Annotated in this window: 2 protein-coding genes; one reads left to right on the plus strand and one right to left on the minus strand. The window is 70.5% G+C overall.

Annotated elements, in window-relative coordinates:
• Nucleotides 1–154: 154 nt before the first annotated feature.
• Nucleotides 155–754, minus strand: coding sequence for a mechanosensitive ion channel (locus tag G6022_RS16225; RefSeq protein ID WP_182639468.1), 600 nt, complete (start codon nucleotides 752–754; stop codon nucleotides 155–157).
• Between the two features lie 224 nt (nucleotides 755–978).
• Between G6022_RS16225 and G6022_RS16230 the strand changes: the two genes are divergently transcribed.
• The coding region (locus G6022_RS16230; RefSeq protein WP_182692023.1) for a PspC domain-containing protein at nucleotides 979–1533 on the plus strand (555 nt) is incomplete at its 3' end.

Here is a 1533-nt window from a genome sequence, read left to right on the forward strand (position 1 = left end):
GCCGGCGACGACGGACCCGTCGGAGATCCTGGTCAGCGGCGGGTACCACCGGAACCCGGCCGGCTGCACGGCCGCGGGCGGCCGTGGAGCGACCGGCGGTCGCGGCGCGGGGGCCGATACCTGATCGGTCGCGTTCTCACTCATACCGCCATGGTCACAGATCGCGACCCCGAGAGGTATCGGGGATCTCCCCCGGTTCGTCCGTCCCGGGAGGGGGCCCGCCCACCGCACGGATGTCGTAGGCCACGCTCGCCGGAGTGATCCCGAGTTCCTTCAGCCCGGCCACCAGGTCACGTGAGATCGCGTCCTTGACCGCCCGCGCCCCGTGACTGCCGACGACGAAACGGACGGTCGCGAGGATCCAGTCCTCCTGGAGGGAGACGAAGACCTGCGGTCCGAACTCGCGGACGTCGACCGCGTAGACGCGGCTCATCCGCTGCATACTCGCCATCGCCTCGTCGCTGAGTTGGCGCGTGTGCCGATCGGCGCACGCGGAGAACAACTCGTCCACGACGCGCAGATCAACGTCGAAGGGGAGGTTGACCGAGATCTCCTCCCAGAGGAACGGGAAACCGCGGGAGTGGTTGAAGACGGCCTCGTCGAAGATCACGCCGTTGGACACGGTCACCACCCGCCCGGTGAACTGGCGGCTCGGTACCCAGTTCCCGGTCTCCGATCCGGTCATGGACGACGGGGCCCCCATCTCCATCACCGTCGTCCGCAGGAAGCCCAGCGACATCACGTCGCCACGCACCTCCCCGACGGCGATCCGGTCACCGACCGCGAAGACCCTGCCCCGGAGGTGCGTCCGCTGACGCCGACCATCGTCACTCCGAAGAGCCGCAGGGGGTCGTCCGAGCTCAGGAATCCCACGACGGTGTCGACCATGCCGTCATCATCCCTGCCGGGTGCTCTCAGGGTCGAATATCAGGGTCGGCCCCCGATGTGGAACCACGGCCCGCCCACCACGATGGAGTCATGTCCAGCACCAGCACCCACGACGTCCCATCAGAGCTCCGCTCCCTGTGGCGGACCCGACCCGTCCGGACCCCGGACGACGCCAAGATCGCCGGCGTCTGTGGCGGCTTCGGCCGCCGCTACGGGGTGGACCCCGTCCTCTTCCGCATCGCCTTCGTCATCGCCGCTCTCTGGGGCGGGGCCGGGGTGTTCCTGTACGCACTGTTGTGGCTGCTCCTGCGCTCCGCCGGAGACGAGGTCTCCAAGGGGGAGGCGCTGATCGGGAAGGGCCGGGCATCCGGTTCCAGGATCACGGCCGCGGTCCTCGTCGTCGTCGTCCTGCTCAGCGCACCCACCTTCGGCGGTTCCGGGGAGAGCCTCGTGGTGGGGGCGGGGTTCCTCATGGGCGTCGCCATGCTCGCCGGGTGGTACGGCCTGCACCGCCGCACCCCCGTGCCACCCACCGGGTGGTCCGAGGTGTCGGCCGTGCGACCACGGTCGACGCGGACCGGCACCGGCCGCACCGCCGAGGCGTCGCAGGAACCGGGCTCCGGCCCCGGTGCGCCCTACGGCCCG

The sequence above is a fragment of the Dietzia sp. Cai40 genome (genome assembly GCF_014145165.1).
Classification (GTDB): domain Bacteria; phylum Actinomycetota; class Actinomycetes; order Mycobacteriales; family Mycobacteriaceae; genus Dietzia; species Dietzia natronolimnaea.